Raw genomic sequence first — 15,508 nt, forward strand, 5'->3', positions numbered from 1 at the left:
TCGACCGCGTGCGTAAAACGTCAGCCGCTCTGGCCACCCTCACATTCGCCGCTCTCGCCCTGACCGGATGCAGCAGCTCGACGGCTGCCTTCGACGGGGAGACGTGCGACCGCGCCGCCGCGTCATCGCGCGCGCTGGCCGACTCGGTGACGGCGACCGGCGAGATCGGAGCAGCGCCCGAGGTCGACATCGTCACGCCGCTGGCGGGCAAGAAGTCCTCCTTCGCCGACGCCGTCGTGGGCGAAGGCACCGTCATCGTCAGCGAGAGCCAGCCCTTCCTCGCCAACGTCACCACCTACGACGGCACGACGGGCGACGAGATGCAGACCACCGGTTACGACCGCGACGCCACCCCGCCGCACGACATCGCGTACTGGAACCAGCTCTCCCCGGCGCTCGGAGCGGCGCTCCAGTGCGCCACCGGCGGTAGCCGCGTCGTGGCGGCCGTCACCGCCGAGGACCTGGGCGGCACGGCCGATCAGGGCTCGGTCGTGTTCGTCTTCGACATCCCGGAGGTCTTCCTCTCGAAGGCGGAGGGGGACCCGCAGTTCAACGACGCGCGGGGCCTTCCCACCGTGGTGCGTGCTCCCGACGGGACGCCGGGAGTCATCATCCCTGACACCCCCGCGCCGACCGAGACCGTCGCGCAGACGCTCATCCGCGGCGACGGCCCGATCGTGACCGAGGACGACTTCGTCGTCGTCAACCACACGGTGCTGAACTGGGATGACAAGCAGGTGGCCACCACGACCTGGGGGAGCGCCTCGCTCGTGACCGCCCCCCTGCCCGAGATGGTCGGCGCCACGGTCGGCTCCCAGCTGATGATCATCATCCCCGGGGAGGACGACGCCTCAGCGCAGGTCGTCGTGGTCGATATCCTCGGCATCTCTCCCACCGCGCCGCAGCAACAGCAGTGATGGCCGCCGCGATCCCCGCCGAAGAGCGCCTGACCAATCTCATTGTGGCGCTCATGGCCACGGATATCGGCCTCACCAGGCAGCAGATCCTCGACAACGTCTCGGGGTACCGCCAGCGAGCGGATGCCGGCGCCCGCAGCGATGCGCTGGAGAAGATGTTCGAGCGGGACAAGGACGAGCTGCGCAAACTCGGGATCCCGATCGAGACGATCGGCGAGTCATCCGATCCGAACGACCTCCGCGAGGCGAGGTATCGTATTCCGCAAGCGGAATACGATCTTCCCGGCGACATCGAGTTCTCGGCGGCTGAGCTCGCTGTGCTGCGGCTCGCCGGCAGCGTCTGGAGCGCGGAGTCGGCTTCGGGCGACGCCCAGGCGGGCGTGCGCAAGATCCGCGCCCTCGGCATCGACGGCGATGAGCCGATCATCGGATTCGCGCCGCGCATCACCGCCAGGGAGGAGTCCTTCGGCCCTCTCCAGGAGGCGATCGAGAAGTCGCGTGAGGTCGCCTTCGACTATCTGAAGCCCGGTGAGGACGCGGCTCGCCCCCGTCGCATCCGCCCGCTCGCCCTGGTGGACTACGAGGCCCGCTGGCACGTCTTCGGCATCGACGTCGACGCCGGCGAGGATCGCACCTTCCTCCTCAGCCGTATCGTGGGTGCCGTGAAGGTCACCGCGACCGCCTTCGACGCCGCGCTGCGCGACGGTGCGGGCGATCGGGCGCTCTCGGGGCTGCAGGAGGTGGCCGCCCGCAACCGCGCACTGCTCGAGATCACACCGGGCACCGAGGCGGCGCTGCGTCTCGGGCGGCGGGCGACGCCGGCGGTCCAGGGCATCACCGTGCCGTTCGTCGACGTGCACATCTTCGCCGACGAGCTCGCCTCCTACGGACCCGAGGTCCGGGTCGTCGAGCCGCAGGTGCTGCGCGACGCCGTCGTCGCCCGGCTGACCGCGGTCGTCGGTGCGAACGCGGAGGGGGAGCGATGAACGCCTCGAGACCGCTCCTGGCCGCCGATCGGGTGCGGCTCTATCTCACGCTCGTGCCTTACCTGCTCGAGCGCGGCCAGGTGCCCCTCGACGAGGCGGCCGCCGAGTTCGGCGTGAGCCGTGAGGCGATGCGCGCGATGGTCGAGAAGCTCACGGTGATCGGGCTTCCCGGCGACTCAGGGTACTGGCAGCAGCCGCAGGAGATGTTCGACATCAACTGGGATCTGCTCGACGACGAGGACGTCATCGAGATCACCAACGATGTGGCGTTGCGCCGGGTGCCGCGTTTCACCGCGCGCGAGGCCGCGGCTCTGCTCGCCGGACTCCAGATGGTCGCCGCGGTCCCCGCCGTCTCCGATACCGGGCTCGTCCAGGGGCTCATCGCCAAGCTCGCCCGCGGAGCTGCCGACGCCCCCGCCGACGTCGTGATCGCCCCCGACGCTGTCGACGAGGTCCGCGCGGTCGTCGCCCGCGGGGTGCAGGACGGCGTCGCCGTCTCGTTCACCTATCAGGCGCCGGATGCCGAGCCGACGACGCGGACGGTCGATCCTGTGCAGATCCTCATCACGAACGGCCAATGGTACCTGCAGGGCTGGTGTCATCTGCGACGCGCGATGCGGACATTCCACCTCGATCGGGTGAGCGATCCCCACCTCTCTGAGATCCCCATCGCGCACCGCACCGAGAGCATTCCAGAGGCGTTCTCGATGTCGAGCGTGGAGGACGAGGTCGTCGTGCGGGTGCCCGAGCGGCTCGAGCCGCTGCTGAGCGCCCTGTTCACGGCCGCGGAGGTCGAGGCCGCCGACGGCACGGTCACCGCGCGACTGCGTCTGGCCGACCCTCGCGGCATCAAGCGCATCGCCGGACGCTTCGGCGGCGCGCTCGAGGTCGTCTTTCCTGCCGCCGCCCGTCGTGCCACGCATGACTGGGCCGCCGCAGGACTCGCCATGTACGAGACCCCGAGCTCCGGCGCGGCCGGTTAGACTCGGGGAAACCCCGAAGGAGAGAATCATGGGCGCATTCGGTTGGCCTCATCTGCTCATCATCCTCGCTGTCATCATCCTGCTCTTCGGCGCGGCGAAGCTGCCAGCGCTGGCCAAGAGCCTCGGGCAGTCCGCCCGTGTATTCAAGGGCGAGATCAAGGCGATGAAGGACGAAGAAGCGAGCGATGTGCAGGCTACGACGTCGTCTCCTGCCGCCCCCGCAGCTCCCGACAGCACGGCCCCGAGCGGTGACGAGGGTCAGCCACCTCGATCCGCATAGATCCGTGACCGCATCGAAGTCCGCAGACGCGACGTCGCCGGACCGCGATCGGCGGATGACACTCGGTCAGCATCTGCTCGAGCTGCGCAAGCGCCTCGCGATCGCCGCCGCCGCGCTCATCGTGGGCATGATCATCGCGTTCGTCATCACAGAGCCGATCATCGACCTGCTGGCCATCCCGATCATGGACATCGCCAAGGAGGAGGGCCGCACGTACGTCGGTCTGAACTTCACGACCATCACCAGTGGCTTCGATCTGCGCATGCGCATCGCGTTCGCCATCGGTCTGCTCATCTCGGCTCCGGTGTGGCTCTGGCAGGTCTGGGCGTTCATCATGCCCGGGCTCACCAAGAAGGAGATCCGCTACACCTGGGGCTTCCTGGGTGCCGCGATCCCGCTCTTCTTCGCGGGGTGCACGGTGGCGTTCTTCGTCCTTCCGCACGTCATCGAGATCATGGCGAAGTTCGTGCCAGCGGGCATGGCGCAGTTCTACGGCTACTCGGAGTACTACGACTTCGTCTTCAAGTTCCTGCTCATCGTCGGCATCGCGTTCGTGCTGCCGGTCTTCCTCGTGGCACTCAACCTCGCGGGCGTCATGAGCGGCCGGGCCATCCTCAAGGGCTGGCGCACAGCAGTGCTCATCTGCACGATCTTCGCGGCGATCGTCACGCCCCCCGCTGATGTGTTCTCGATGCTGCTGCTCATGGCCTCCATGGTCGTGCTCTACTTCGCTGCGACGTTCGTATCGCTGCTGTTCGACCGTCGCAAGCGCAAGCGCGAGGAGGCCGAGGGCCTCGTGCCAGGAACCGTATGACCTCGCCCGCTGAGCGCTATGCAGCGGCGCAGGAGGCGCCCGAGCATCCGCAGACCGGCCTGTTCGCCGCCCGTCAGCGCTTCGACCTCGATCCGTTCCAGATCGCCGGATGCCATGCGCTCGAACGGGGACGAAGCGTGCTGGTCGCGGCTCCCACCGGGGCCGGCAAGACGATCGTCGGGGAGTTCGCGATCCATCTCGCCATGCAGACCCCGGGCGACAAGGCGTTCTACACGACGCCGATGAAGGCGCTGTCGAACCAGAAGTTCCGCGAGCTCGTCGACGTCTACGGCGCAGACGAGGTGGGTCTGCTCACCGGCGACACGAACATCAACGGCAGCGCCCGCATCGTGGTGATGACCACCGAGGTGCTGCGCAACATGATCTACGCCGACTCCGAGGCGCTGCGCGACTTGCGGTACGTCGTGATGGACGAGGTGCACTATCTCGCCGATCGGTTCCGTGGCGCCGTGTGGGAAGAGGTCATCATCCACCTCCCGCAGCATGTGCGCCTCGTCTCGCTCAGCGCGACGGTCTCCAACGCCGAGGAGTTCGGAGACTGGCTCGACACCGTCCGCGGAGACACCGAGGTGATCGTCTCGGAGATCCGGCCGGTGCCCCTCGAGCAGCACGTGCTCGTTCGCGACGATCTGCTGCCGCTGTTCGACGAGCGTGCGGGGCTCGCGACCACGACGGTCAACCAAGAGCTCGTGCGCATGCGCTCCTTCACCGGCTCCACATACGACAGCAACGGTCGCGCTCAGGCGTACAGCAGCGGCAGGCACGCCGGCCGGTCTGTGCAACGGCCGCAGCGCGGCGGTCGGCGTCCGAACGCGCGTCGTATCGAACGGTCGGACCGGCCAGAGGTCGTGCAGCTGCTCGATCGCGCGAATCTGCTTCCCGCGATCTTCTTCATCTTCAGCCGCGTCGGCTGCGACGCTGCGGTGCAGCAGGTGCGCCGGTCGGGACTGCGGCTGACGAGCGTCGAGGAGCGCGCCGAGATCCGCGCCATCGTCGCGGAGCGCACCCGGTCGCTGCAGGACGAGGATCTGGGCGTGCTGGGCTACTTCGAATGGGTCGACAACCTCGAACGGGGCGTCGCCGCGCACCATGCTGGACTCCTTCCCGCCTTCAAGGAGGTCGTGGAAGAGCTCTTCCAGCGCAAACTCGTCAAGGTCGTCTTCGCCACCGAGACTCTGGCGCTGGGCATCAACATGCCAGCGCGCACCGTCGTGCTGGAGAAGATGGAGAAGTTCAACGGCGAGGCCCGCGTGGCGATCACCTCGGGGGAGTACACCCAGCTCACCGGCCGCGCAGGCCGACGCGGCATCGACGTCGAGGGGCATGCCGTCGTGCAATGGTCGGAGGGCATCGACCCGCAGGCCGTCGCCGCGCTCGCCTCGCGGCGCACCTACCCCTTGAACTCGAGCTTCCGGCCTACCTACAACATGGCCGTCAACCTCATCGACCTCTTCGGCAAGGAGCGGGCTCGGCAGATCCTCGAGTCGTCGTTCGCCCAGTTCCAGGCCGACCGCGCCGTCGTCGGCCTTGCCAGACAGGTGCGCGAGGCCGAGGAGTCGCTCGTCGGCTATCAGAGGTCGATGGCATGCGATCACGGAGACTTCGCCGAGTACGGCGCGCTTCGGCGAGAGCTCAGCGATCTCGAGAAGAAGACCAGGCAGGACTCGCACGCTCCGCGCTCCGCGCGCGATAAGCGGATGAAGCGGATCCAGTCGCTGCGCGGACAGATGCAGCGGCACGGATGCCATCGCTGCCCCGACCGCGAAGCACATGCGCGCTGGGCCGAGCGCTACTGGAAGCTCAAGCGGCAGACCGATCGTGTGCGCCGACAGATCGAGACGCGCACTGGCACGGTGGCGCGCGTGTTCGACCGCGTTGTCGAAGTGCTCGAGACCCTCGACTACCTCACCGTCTCGAAGAACGGCTCGACGAGCCTCACGGATGCCGGTCGCACGATGCGCCGCATCTACGGCGAACGCGACCTCCTGGTGGCCGAGTCACTGCGTCAGGGCCTGTGGAGGGGGCTTGACGCGCCCTCGCTCGCCGCCATGGCCTGCTGCCTCGTCTACGAGCCGCGGCGTGACGAGGCAAACGCGGGGGAGCGGAACCTGCCGCGGGGCGCTTTCCGCGCCGCCTACGACAGGACCACGACGCTGTGGGCCGAACTCGACGACCTCGAGAAGGACCATCATCTCCCCGGCACCGAGCCGCTCGCGGCCGGCCTCGCCGGCGCGATGCACTCCTGGGCGCGCGGGGGCGCGCTCGATCGCGTGCTCGTGGACGCCGACATGGCGGCGGGTGATTTCGTCCGGTGGGCGAAGCAGACGATCGATCTCCTCGACCAGTTGTCGATCGTCACCGACGATCCAGCCCTCGCCCGTAACGCCCGCGTCGCCCTCGACGGCGTGCGCAGGGGCATCGTCGCCTACTCCTCGATGTGACGGACGGGATCGGGATGCCAGGCAGCGCCGCGCGCGCACGACCGCCGCTGCCGCTGTGGGCGGCGGCGGTCTCCGCGGCGATCGCCGCGCTGCTGATGAGCGCCGCGTACCCTGCGGCATCCGTCTGGATCGCAGCTTTCCCCGCCGTCGCCCTGCTGCTGCTCGCCCTCATCGGACGACGCCTCGGGGGCGCACTGCTCGTCGGGCTCGTGTACGGACTCGTCTTCTACGCCGTGCTCGTGTTCTGGGTGGGCCGCTACCTCGGCCCCGTGCCCTGGGCGGCCCTCACGGTCGTCGAGGGCGCCCTCACCGCCGTGGCCACGGTGCCGATCGCGCTCGCGTACCGCTGGCTGCCGAGAGCCTTCCCCGGGCGTGCGGGGCGTGTCGTGCTGCTGCCGCTGACGATCGCCGCGCTGTGGGCGGGTCGGGAGCTGTTCCTCGGCATGTGGCCGTATGGCGGGTTCCCCTGGGCGCGGCTGGGTATGACGCAGGCGGAGAGCCCGCTGGCGACGGTCTCCTCGTGGCTCGGAGTGACCGGCCTCGGCTTCGCGATGGTGCTCGTGGTCGCACTGACGATCGAGATCCTCAGGCGGGGATCGTGGCGTCGTCCCATCGGACTCATCGCGCCCGCGCTCCTGACCGCGATACTCGTGGTGACTCCGCAGTTCCCCACCGTCGACGCGGGGACCATGCGCATCGCCGCCGTGCAGGGCAACGGCCCCACCGGCTACTTCGATCACCGCGAGCCCTACTCGGTGATCGACGCGCAGACGGCCGCCACCGAGGGGCTCTACGGCGAAGATGTCGACCTGCTCGTGTGGCCGGAGGGGTCGGTGGAATACGATCCGTTCCAGGACGCCTCGACCGCTCGGCGGCTTACCCGGGTCGCAGCCCGCGTGGAGGCGCCGCTGCTCGCGAACGCGGCGACCGAGCGCGACGAGCACGTCTTCAACACCTCGATGCTGTGGATGCCCGACGGCACAGCCGCGCAGCTGCACGACAAGCGCCACCCGGTGCCCTTCGGGGAGTACGTCCCCGATCGCGACTTCTACTTCGCCCTCGCTCCCGACCTCATCGGCCTGCTCGGACGCGAGTACGCGCCGGGCACGAACCCGCCGGTCGTCGACGTCGACGGTGTCTCGGTCGGGCTGTCGATCTGCTTCGACGTTATCTACGACGATCTCGTGGGCGAAGGGGTCAGAGGCGGCGCCGAGGTGCTCGTCTTCCAGACGAACAACGCCGACTTCCGCGGCACCGGCGAGAACCTCCAGCAGCTGTCGTTCGCGCGCATGAGAGCCATCGAGTCCGGGCGCAGCGTCGTGAACGTCTCCACCGTCGGCACCAGCCAGATCATTCGTCCAGACGGATCGACGGCGGTGAGCCTGGATGCGGATGAGGCCGGCACGCTGCTCGACGATGTCGAATTGCGTACCGGCCTCACGGCTGGCATCGTGCTCGGCCCCTGGATTCAGCACGTGCTGCTGTGGGGCGGGCTCGCGGCGCTCCTCATCGGAGCGTGGCGGGCGCGTCGCGCCTAGGCGCCGATCTTCTGCCGCGTCGGGTCCTCGCCCGCTCCGCGACGGGAGCGCAGCAACGCGAGACGCTCTTCGAGGAGCTCTTCGAGCTCGGCACGGGTACGGCGCTCCAGGAGCATGTCCCAGTGGGTGCGCGCGGCCTTCTCATCGGTCGCCTCGAGCGCGACGGCCTGGCCACCGACGTTGAGCCGGGCCTCGGCGCTGCACGCGCGGCACTCCCAGGTCTGCGGCGGCTCCGCGTCCGCCGCGAACATCAGGTTCGTGACGTGGCCGCATGCGTCACAGGTGTAGGTGGTTTCACGGCGCTCCATGAAAACGACGCCCTCTTCGCTCTGTAGGCTCTGGGCGCCGAGTCGGATACCGCGCAGGCTGCGATCTGCCATTGTATGGTCCTCTCGTCGCTGTCAGGTATAACGCTCCATGCTGTGCGCTTCATCCGAGAAGAGAGGATCGAACGGGGATTCACAGCGGAATCCCAGCACGAACGCTTAAACGGGGCGGAGCACCCGGAGAGCGACGTCTGCGCGATCGGAGACGATCCCGTCCGCGCCGGCGCCGATGATGCGCGTCATCTCCTCGGCGTCGTTGACGGTCCACACGTGGATCTCCACGTCGTGACGGCGGGCGGCACGGATCAGCGCCGGGGTGAGCACCCTCAGCAGCCCCTGCCGTTCGGGGATCTGCAGGGCGTCGACGTCGCGCAGCAGGCGCGCGGGGGAGAGGCCGGTGCGGGTGATCGCCATGAGCGCCGCCACCGTCCTGGCACCTGCCGAGGTCGCCGGACGATGCGGAGCGCCCGCCTCCAGCGCGGCGGCCAGCGCGCGGCGGCGACGGGCATCGGAGAAGCTCGTGAGCAGCACGCGGTCCGCGTGCTGAGCGACCGCTTCGCCGACCGCGACCGCGGCGGCATCCGCCTTCACGTCGATGTTGAACCGGAGGTCGGGGAAGGCGTCCAGCGCCTCGGGGACCGTGAGGAGCCCGCCGTGATCGGCGAAGACCGCACGCAGCTCCCGCGTGCGGATCTCGGAGACGGCGCGGCGATCGCCGTTCAGGCGCGCGAGGTCGGAGTCGTGGATGAGCACCGTGTCGCCGTCGGCGCTCACGTGGCTGTCGGTCTCGACGTACTCGACACCGGCGGCGTGCGCCGAGGCGAAGGCGGCCGCGGTGTTCTCCCACACGCCCGAGGCCCCGCCCTCGGCGGTCACGAGACCGCGGTGGGCGAAGACGCGGGGGCGGAGGGTCCCGTCGAAGAACGGGTGCGTCACGCGCCGGGCGTGCTCGACGGCGGCTTCGGGGTGAAAGCGCCTCCGATGCCCTTCAGCGCCTCGGTCAATTCGCTGGGGATGATCCAGAGCTTGCTCGAGGAGCTCTCGCTGATCTTCGGGAGCATCTGGAGGTACTGGTAGGCGAGGAGCTTGTCGTCCGGCCGACCCTGGTGGATGGCGCTGAAGACGTTCTGGATCGCCTCGGCCTCGCCCTGGGCACGCAGCACTGCGGCCTGCTTGTCGCCCTCGGCCTTGAGGATCGCGGCCTGACGCTGGCCCTCGGCCTCGAGGATCTGCGACTGCTTCGAGCCCTCGGCGGTGAGGATCGCGGCACGGCGGTCGCGCTCGGCGCGCATCTGCTTCTCCATCGAGTCCTGGATGGAGACGGGCGGGTCGATCGCCTTCAGCTCCACGCGGCCCACGCGGATGCCCCACTTGCCGGTGGCCTCGTCGAGGACGACCCGCAACTGGCCGTTGATGTTGTCACGGCTGGTGAGCGCCTCTTCGAGGTTGAGGCCGCCGACCACGTTTCGCAGCGTCGTCGTGGTCAACTGCTCGACGGCGCCGAGGTAGTTCGCGATCTCGTAGGTCGCCGCCCTGGCGTCGGTCACCTGGAAGTAGACGACGGTGTCGATGGAGACGACGAGGTTGTCCTCGGTGATCACGGGCTGCGGCGGGAAGGAGACGACCTGCTCGCGCATGTCGATGAGGGGGCGCAGCCGGTCAATGAAGGGCACCAGGATGTTCAGGCCGGGGGAGAGGGTCTTGTGATACCGGCCGAGCCGCTCCACCACGCCGGCAGTGGCCTGGGGGATGATGCGGATCGATCGGGCGAGGGTGACCACCGCGAAGATGATGATCGCGATGACGAGGATCCAGCCGATGGCTGCGGGGAGGAACGAGGCGGCGTTCATGAGCTCTCCTAGTCGTTGATGGGACGGACGACGGCGGTGGCGCCGTTGATCGAGATGACGGCCACGGGGGCGCCCTGGGGGATCGCGACGGACGCGGTCGAACGCGCGGTCCAGGTGTCGCCGTTGCTGAGCTTGACCTGACCGGAGAGCTGCGTGACCTCCTGGAGCACGATGCCGCGGAGATCGATGAGCGCGTCGACGTTCGACTTCGTGGGGTCCTCGCCGCGGTGCAGGCGTCTGAGCAGCGGTGGTCGCAGGAACAGGATGAACCCGACGGCGGCGATCGCGGCGATGATCACCTGCAGCCAGACCGGCACGCCCGCGAGATCGGCGATGAGACCGACGGCCGCTCCGGCGCTGAGCATGAGGAAAGCGAAGTCCAGCGAGAGCATCTCGATGACGAGGAATGCGGCGATGAGCACCAGCCATCCGATCCACGCCCAATGGTTGATGAACTCGATGAATGTCGCGAAGTCGTTCATACGGCCTCCTTTGCGGTCAACCTATCACGGCGGCGAGCGTCGGTCTCGGGGGTCGTCGGCGGTCGTTGATAGCCTGGGAAGGCCGCGTGTTCGCAGCATCCCGTGCATCTCTAGGAGTCATCGTGTCCGACGTTCTTCCCGCAGGTTCTCTCGACGGCAAGGTCGCTCTTGTCACCGGCTCGTCGCGCGGGATCGGCGCCGACACCGTGCGTTATTTCGCCGAGGCCGGCGCCGATGTCGTCATCAATTTCCGCAACAAGGCGCCAAGGGCCGAGAAGCTCGCGAACGAGCTCCGGGCGCTCGGACGCCGGGTGCTCGTCGTCGGCGCGGACCTCACCGATCCGGCATCCGTCGCTGACATGTTCGAAGCGGTGCGGAACGAGTTCGGCACCCTCGACATCCTCGTGCTCAACGCGTCGGGAGGCATGGAGTCCGGCATGGCCGAGGACTACGCGCTCACCCTCAACCGCGACGCCCAGCTCAACGTCCTGAACGCGGCGACGCCGCTTCTCGGCGACGGTTCGCGCGTCGTGTTCGTGACCAGCCACCAGGCGCATTTCATCCGCACGACGCCGACGATGCCGGAGTACGAGCCGGTCGCCCTGTCCAAGCGCGCCGGCGAGGACGCGCTGCGCGAACTCATCCCGAGTCTGGCCGAGAAGGGCATCGGTTTCACGGTCGTCTCGGGCGACATGATCGAGGGCACCATCACCGCGACGCTGCTGGAGCGCGCCAACCCCGGCGCGATCTCCGAGCGCCGCGAGTCCGCAGGCAGGCTCTACAACGTCGCGGAGTTCGCCGCCGAGGTCGCACAGGCCGCCGTCGACCCCGTTCCCGCCGACAACACCCGCCTCGTCGGTGACGTCAGCGGTTTCATCGCGGAGTGAGCGCCCGCTGAGAGGGAGTCACGCGGAGGCGGCCCGTCCGAGCGTGATCGCACGCACGAGCTGCACGACGCCCAGCACGACCAGCGACGCGCCGAGGAAGATCCACAGCGCGATGCCGGCGGCGAGCACGTTGAACAGCACGTAGGCGCCGGCGATGATGCTCAGCGCCGCGTAGAGCACGGTCCACACCTTCGCGCTGTCGCGGCCGAGGAGCGTCAGCGAGACGATGCCGTCCACGAGCCAGCTCACCCCGATGAAGACCACCGTGATGACAGCGAGCGTGAGCGCCGCCTCGGTGAGGTTTGCGAAGGCGATGATGCCGGCGACGGCATAGAAGAGGCCGAGGGCGATGTGCCCGATGCGCACCCATCCGCCCTTCGCTGTCGTGAAGACGCCGAGGCCGGTGTAGACGAGGCCGGCGACGACCAGGTAGGCGGCGACGAGACCGGTGGCGAAGACGGCCGACTTGACCGGCCACACCAGCAGGACGATCCCGGCAATGAGGGACAGGGCGCCCGCGACGGCGAGCGAGACACGAATCGACTTGACGGCCGACGGCGCATCGGGAACGAGGAGACCGGACACAGCGGAGCCCTTCTGGGAGATCCTGTGAAGGATGAGGACAGCGTAGCGCCACCGTGGGAGGATCGGGGGATGACCTCGGACGTCGATGCCCGCCTCCGCGAGCTGCAGCTCATGCGTCAGGTGCGCGACCGCATCGACCGGGAGTACGCGCGCCCCCTCGACGTCGCAGACCTCGCCGCCGGCATCCGCGTCTCGGCAGGGCATCTCAGCCGCCGGTTCAAGGAGACCTTCGGAGAGTCGGCGTACTCCTATCTGATGACGCGCCGCATCGAACGGGCCATGGCGCTCCTGCGCCGTGGCGACCTCAGCGTCACCGACGTGTGCTTCGAGGTGGGCTTCCAGTCGCTCGGCACGTTCAGCACCCGCTTCTCGGAGCTCGTCGGCAGGTCTCCTCGGGAGTACCGCCGCCGGCCGAATCTCGGCCCCGGCATCCCGTCGTGGATCGAGAAGCAGGCGACGAGACCGATCAGGAATCGAGAAGTGTCCCGAGGCGATGCTCGATAGCCTCGCAGTCATGAACATCACCATCAACGCCAGCTTCCTGCCGCACACCGATGCCGAGGCATCCGTCGCCTTCTACCGCGACGTGCTGGGATTCGAGGTCCGCAAGGACGTCGGCTACGAGCAGATGCGATGGGTGACGGTCGGCCCCGTCGGCCAGCCGGACACCGCCATCGTGCTCACCCCTCCCGCCGTCGATCCCGGCATCAGCGAGGCCGAGCGCACGACGATCCTCGAGCTCATGGCCAAGGGCAGCTACGGCGGCATCGTCCTTGCCACCGATGACGTCGACGCCGCGTACGCTGAGATCGAGGCGAAGGGCGCCGACATCGTCCAGGAGCCCATCGATCAGCCCTACGGGATCAGGGACTGCGCGTTCCGCGACCCGGCCGGCAACATGGTGCGCCTCCAGCAGAACTCCTGACCCGTCGACAGCAGAGGAAGAACGGATGCCGCAGCACCCCGCCGACATGCACGACCTGATTCGCGTGCAGGGTGCTCGCGAGAACAACCTTAAGGACGTCTCCGTCGACATCCCCAAGCGCCGGCTCACGGTGTTCACCGGGGTGTCGGGATCGGGTAAGAGCTCACTTGTCTTCGACACGATCGCCGCCGAGTCGAGGCGCATGATCGACGAGACCTACAGCGCGTTCGTGCAGGGCTTCATGCCCTCGGTGCCGCGGCCGGACGTCGACGTCCTCGAGGGTCTCACGACGGCGATCATCGTGGACCAGGAGCGGATGGGGGCGAACCCGCGGTCGACCGTCGGGACGGTTACCGACGCGAACGCGATGCTGCGCATCCTCTTCTCCAAGCTCGGCAAGCCCTACATCGGCGGGCCGACGGCGTTCTCCTTCAACATCCCGACGCAGAAGGCGAGCGGGGTGATGACCGGCCCCGGAGGCGAGAAGAGGATCATCAAGGACGCGATCTACCTCGGCGGCATGTGCCCGCGCTGCGAGGGCAGGGGAGCGGTGTCGGACCTCGACCTCGCCCAGATCGTCGACGAGTCGAAGTCGCTCGACGAGGGCGCCATCATGGTGCCCGGGTACACCGCCGACGGCTGGATGGTGAAGGGGTTCTCGCAGTCTGGCTTCTACCCGGCCGACAAGCCGATCTCGTCGTTCACCGAGAAGCAGCGGCACCTCTTCCTCTACGGCGAGGTGACGAAGGTGAAGATCTCGGGCATCAACATGACCTACGAGGGCCTGATCCCCAAGATCACGAAGTCGATGCTCTCGAAGGATCTCGACGCGCTGCAGCCCCACATTCGCGCCTTCGTCGAACGGGTCGCGACCTTCGCGACCTGTCCCGAGTGCGATGGCACGCGGCTCACCGAGGGTGCGCGTTCGTCGAAGATCGAGGGCGTGAGCATCGCGGATGCCTGCCGCATGCAGGTCACCGATCTCGCCGACTGGGTGCGCGGTCTTTCTCTGCCGGGTGCCGGGCCGCTGCTGGAGGCGCTGCGCGCCAACCTCGATGCGTTCGTGACGCTCGGGCTCGGCTATCTCTCGCTCGAGCGCCCGTCGGGAACGCTCAGCGGGGGAGAGGCGCAGCGCATCAAGATGCTCCGTCACCTCGGCTCCGCGCTCACAGACGTCACCTACGTGTTCGACGAGCCGACGATCGGACTGCACCCGCACGACATCCAGCGGATGAACGCGTTGCTGCTGCGACTGCGCGACAAGGGCAACACCGTCCTCGTCGTCGAGCACAAGCCCGAGACGATCGCGATCGGCGACCACATCGTCGACCTGGGGCCAGGCGCGGGAAGCGCGGGCGGCGAGATCTGCTTCGAGGGCACGGTCGAGGCTCTGAAGGCGAGCGGCACGAAGACCGGCACGCATCTCGACGACCGGGTGGCGTTGAAGGATGCCGTGCGCACGGGTGCTGGCGCCATCGAGGTGCGCGGGGCGAGCGCGAACAACCTGCAGAGCGTCGACGTCGACATCCCGCTGGGGGTGCTGACGGTGGTGACGGGCGTGGCCGGGTCCGGCAAGAGCTCGCTGATCCACGGGTCGGTGTCGAATCTCGACGGCGTCGTCGCCATCGATCAGGGCGCCATCAAGGGCTCGCGGCGCAGCAACCCCGCCACCTACACGGGGCTCCTCGAGCCGATCCGCAAGGCGTTCGCGAAGGCGAACGGGGTGAAGCCGGCGCTGTTCAGCGCGAACTCCGAAGGCGCCTGCCCGACCTGCAAGGGCGCCGGCGTCATCATCACCGAGCTCGGTTTCATGGACACGATCGAGACGCCCTGCGAGGACTGCGGAGGCAAGCGCTTCCAAGCGGGAGTGCTCGAGTACAAGCTCGCGGGAAAGGACATCACCGAGGTCCTCGACCTTCCCGTCGCAGAGGCGCGCGCGTTCTTCTCCGACGGCGAGGCGAAGCTGCCCGCGGCGGCCGCGATCCTCGGACGCCTGGAGGACGTCGGGCTCGGCTATCTCTCGCTGGGCCAGCCGCTGTCCACACTGTCCGGCGGCGAACGGCAGCGGGTGAAGCTGGCGATCCAGATGGGGGAGAAGGGCGATGTCTACGTGCTCGACGAGCCCACCACGGGTCTCCATCTCGCGGACGTGCAAAACATTCTCGGGCTCCGCGACCGCCTCGTCGAGTCGGGTAAGACGGTCATCGTGATCGAGCATCACCAGGCGGTCATGGCGCACGCCGACTGGCTCATCGACATCGGGCCGGGCGCCGGTCACGACGGCGGCCGAGTGGTCTTCGAGGGCACACCGGCAGACCTCGTGAAGGCGAAGTCGACACTGACCGGGGAGCACCTGGCGGCGTACGTCGGGGGCGTGCGCTGATGCGGTGGTGGTGACCGGGGAGCCTCGGCGAGGAGTGAGCAACCGATGAATGTGGCTACAATGTAGAAAGCGCCACATTTGGAGGATCGC

The 15,508-nt window shown here is 68.3% G+C and carries 16 protein-coding genes; 11 read left to right on the plus strand and 5 right to left on the minus strand.

The genetic code is table 11. The features are described from left to right. Positions 1–8: 8 nt before the first annotated feature. From QM568_RS03835 to lnt, 7 genes are read left to right on the plus strand one after another with little or no spacing between them, the layout of a single operon-like run. On the plus strand, positions 9–917 hold the full coding sequence (locus QM568_RS03835; RefSeq protein ID WP_415135991.1) for a hypothetical protein: 909 nt from the start codon (positions 9–11) through the stop codon (positions 915–917). After that, positions 917–1,903, plus strand: a complete 987-nt coding sequence (locus QM568_RS03840; protein ID WP_415135993.1) for a helix-turn-helix transcriptional regulator — start codon at positions 917–919, stop codon at positions 1,901–1,903. Before QM568_RS03835 ends, QM568_RS03840 begins: the two co-directional genes overlap by 1 nt. Further along, on the plus strand, positions 1,900–2,886 hold the full coding sequence (locus tag QM568_RS03845) for a helix-turn-helix transcriptional regulator (protein ID WP_415135995.1): 987 nt from the start codon (positions 1,900–1,902) through the stop codon (positions 2,884–2,886). The genes QM568_RS03840 and QM568_RS03845 overlap by 4 nt, the downstream gene beginning before the upstream one ends. A gap of 28 nt (positions 2,887–2,914) precedes the next feature. Beyond that, positions 2,915–3,166 carry a Sec-independent protein translocase subunit TatA gene (tatA, locus tag QM568_RS03850; RefSeq protein ID WP_415135997.1) on the plus strand — a complete coding sequence of 84 codons (252 nt, stop codon included), beginning with the start codon at positions 2,915–2,917 and terminating at the stop codon, positions 3,164–3,166. A 55-nt stretch (positions 3,167–3,221) separates the two neighbouring features. Beyond that, on the plus strand, positions 3,222–3,980 hold the full coding sequence (gene tatC, locus QM568_RS03855; RefSeq protein ID WP_415136073.1) for a twin-arginine translocase subunit TatC: 759 nt from the start codon (positions 3,222–3,224) through the stop codon (positions 3,978–3,980). Further along, positions 3,977–6,442, plus strand: coding sequence for a DEAD/DEAH box helicase (locus tag QM568_RS03860; protein WP_415135999.1), 2,466 nt, complete (start codon positions 3,977–3,979; stop codon positions 6,440–6,442). The genes tatC and QM568_RS03860 overlap by 4 nt, the downstream gene beginning before the upstream one ends. Before the next feature lie 14 nt (positions 6,443–6,456). Further along, positions 6,457–7,980: an apolipoprotein N-acyltransferase gene (lnt, locus tag QM568_RS03865; RefSeq protein WP_415136001.1), complete on the plus strand. Its 1,524-nt coding sequence runs from the start codon at positions 6,457–6,459 to the stop codon at positions 7,978–7,980. Here the strand turns inward: lnt and QM568_RS03870 are convergent. From QM568_RS03870 to QM568_RS03885, 4 genes are all read right to left on the minus strand, one after another. Beyond that, entirely contained in the window at positions 7,977–8,360 is a 384-nt protein-coding gene (locus QM568_RS03870; protein WP_415136003.1) for an RNA polymerase-binding protein RbpA, read from the minus strand. The two genes, lnt and QM568_RS03870, sit on opposite strands and share 4 nt — an antisense overlap. A gap of 105 nt (positions 8,361–8,465) precedes the next feature. Continuing rightward, positions 8,466–9,242 carry a glycerophosphodiester phosphodiesterase family protein gene (locus QM568_RS03875; protein WP_415136005.1) on the minus strand — a complete coding sequence of 259 codons (777 nt, stop codon included), beginning with the start codon at positions 9,240–9,242 and terminating at the stop codon, positions 8,466–8,468. Further along, positions 9,239–10,156, minus strand: a complete 918-nt coding sequence (locus QM568_RS03880) for an SPFH domain-containing protein (protein WP_415136007.1) — start codon at positions 10,154–10,156, stop codon at positions 9,239–9,241. Before QM568_RS03880 ends, QM568_RS03875 begins: the two co-directional genes overlap by 4 nt. Before the next feature lie 8 nt (positions 10,157–10,164). After that, entirely contained in the window at positions 10,165–10,638 is a 474-nt protein-coding gene (locus tag QM568_RS03885) for an NfeD family protein (protein WP_415136009.1), read from the minus strand. A 122-nt stretch (positions 10,639–10,760) separates the two neighbouring features. Between QM568_RS03885 and QM568_RS03890 the strand changes: the two genes are divergently transcribed. After that, on the plus strand, positions 10,761–11,525 hold the full coding sequence (locus QM568_RS03890; RefSeq protein ID WP_415136011.1) for an SDR family oxidoreductase: 765 nt from the start codon (positions 10,761–10,763) through the stop codon (positions 11,523–11,525). Positions 11,526–11,543: 18 nt separating this feature from the next. Here QM568_RS03890 and QM568_RS03895 read toward each other — a convergent pair whose 3' ends face one another. Next, positions 11,544–12,110, minus strand: coding sequence for an HdeD family acid-resistance protein (locus QM568_RS03895; protein WP_415136013.1), 567 nt, complete (start codon positions 12,108–12,110; stop codon positions 11,544–11,546). Positions 12,111–12,179: 69 nt separating this feature from the next. Between QM568_RS03895 and QM568_RS03900 the strand changes: the two genes are divergently transcribed. From QM568_RS03900 to QM568_RS03910, 3 genes are read left to right on the plus strand one after another with little or no spacing between them, the layout of a single operon-like run. After that, a complete protein-coding gene (locus tag QM568_RS03900; RefSeq protein ID WP_415136015.1) occupies positions 12,180–12,614 on the plus strand; it encodes a helix-turn-helix transcriptional regulator in 435 nt (144 codons plus the stop codon). A gap of 10 nt (positions 12,615–12,624) precedes the next feature. Then, a complete protein-coding gene (locus QM568_RS03905; RefSeq protein ID WP_415136017.1) occupies positions 12,625–13,035 on the plus strand; it encodes a VOC family protein in 411 nt (136 codons plus the stop codon). 25 nt (positions 13,036–13,060) lie between these two features. Beyond that, positions 13,061–15,418, plus strand: coding sequence for an ATP-binding cassette domain-containing protein (locus tag QM568_RS03910; protein ID WP_415136019.1), 2,358 nt, complete (start codon positions 13,061–13,063; stop codon positions 15,416–15,418). Positions 15,419–15,508: the final 90 nt, after the last annotated feature.

Origin of the sequence: Microbacterium sp. (genome assembly GCF_047607465.1) — a bacterium.
GTDB lineage: Bacteria > Actinomycetota > Actinomycetes > Actinomycetales > Microbacteriaceae > Microbacterium.

What these genes read in the sequence shown, in the direction of transcription:
- QM568_RS03840 (WP_415135993.1), top strand. Translation starts at nt 917, where the DNA reads ATGGCCGCCGCGATCCCCGCCGAAGAGCGCCTGACCAATCTCATTGTG.
- QM568_RS03845 (WP_415135995.1), top strand. Translation starts at nt 1,900, where the DNA reads ATGAACGCCTCGAGACCGCTCCTGGCCGCCGATCGGGTGCGGCTCTAT.
- tatA (WP_415135997.1), top strand. Translation starts at nt 2,915, where the DNA reads ATGGGCGCATTCGGTTGGCCTCATCTGCTCATCATCCTCGCTGTCATC.
- tatC (WP_415136073.1), top strand. Translation starts at nt 3,222, where the DNA reads ATGACACTCGGTCAGCATCTGCTCGAGCTGCGCAAGCGCCTCGCGATC.
- QM568_RS03860 (WP_415135999.1), top strand. Translation starts at nt 3,977, where the DNA reads ATGACCTCGCCCGCTGAGCGCTATGCAGCGGCGCAGGAGGCGCCCGAG.
- lnt (WP_415136001.1), top strand. Translation starts at nt 6,457, where the DNA reads ATGCCAGGCAGCGCCGCGCGCGCACGACCGCCGCTGCCGCTGTGGGCG.
- QM568_RS03870 (WP_415136003.1), bottom strand. Translation starts at nt 8,360, where the DNA reads ATGGCAGATCGCAGCCTGCGCGGTATCCGACTCGGCGCCCAGAGCCTA.
- QM568_RS03880 (WP_415136007.1), bottom strand. Translation starts at nt 10,156, where the DNA reads ATGAACGCCGCCTCGTTCCTCCCCGCAGCCATCGGCTGGATCCTCGTC.
- QM568_RS03885 (WP_415136009.1), bottom strand. Translation starts at nt 10,638, where the DNA reads ATGAACGACTTCGCGACATTCATCGAGTTCATCAACCATTGGGCGTGG.
- QM568_RS03900 (WP_415136015.1), top strand. Translation starts at nt 12,180, where the DNA reads ATGACCTCGGACGTCGATGCCCGCCTCCGCGAGCTGCAGCTCATGCGT.
- QM568_RS03905 (WP_415136017.1), top strand. Translation starts at nt 12,625, where the DNA reads ATGAACATCACCATCAACGCCAGCTTCCTGCCGCACACCGATGCCGAG.
- QM568_RS03910 (WP_415136019.1), top strand. Translation starts at nt 13,061, where the DNA reads ATGCCGCAGCACCCCGCCGACATGCACGACCTGATTCGCGTGCAGGGT.